The following is a 617-nucleotide window of genomic DNA, read 5'->3' as shown; positions in this document are numbered from 1 at the left end:
CAAGCAGGCGAAGACTCCCTTTTGTCATTTTCACTCTTCCTGATAATGCGCTGACAGCGACGACATCAGTCGGTGAAAGAATGGCCGCAAGTCCAAAGGCCGCTGCCAGCGGAATATCAGGAATCATCCAGTGAATCGTATAGCCGCCTACAATCACAGTCGCGAACACAAGGCCGAGGGCAAGCAATAAAATCGGAGCTCTTAAATTCCAAAGCTCCGCCCGCGGCGTCCTCTTTCCATCATTAAATAGCAGAGGCGCAATAAACAGAACAAAAAACAATTCGGTGCTTAATTCAAAATGAAGTCCCTGTGGAAATGAGGCGGCAAGAATCCCAAGGGCCACTTGAATCAGCGGCACCGGAATAAACGGAATAAATCGGTTCACGATATTAGAAATCGCAATAATCGTTAATAAAACAAGCACAACTAAAAATATGTCCAAATGCATGACCTCCTTCGTCTGTTGTCTTTCGTGCATGGTGAGTCTTGTCTAAAAGTCGCTGAGCCAGGCTGGCCTTGCATCCGATATGTGGTTTCGCAGGAGTTTCCTCCACACTTGTCTTCTTTTATAGTACCCTTTTTAGGGTAATTTTTCTCATGATATGCTCACAGTGAAC

1 protein-coding gene is annotated in these 617 nt (G+C 45.7%); it reads right to left on the bottom strand.

Annotated features, from left to right (window positions below):
* Nucleotides 1-442: cation:proton antiporter (locus RVS70_RS21790; protein ID WP_321134809.1), on the bottom strand; the 442-nt coding region annotated here is incomplete at its 3' end.
* Nucleotides 443-617: the final 175 nt, after the last annotated feature.

It is taken from the genome of Virgibacillus sp. M23, assembly GCF_034190895.1.
Taxonomy (GTDB): domain Bacteria; phylum Bacillota; class Bacilli; order Bacillales; family Amphibacillaceae; genus Virgibacillus; species Virgibacillus salarius.
This window is presented reverse-complemented; position numbering and strand designations above follow the sequence as displayed.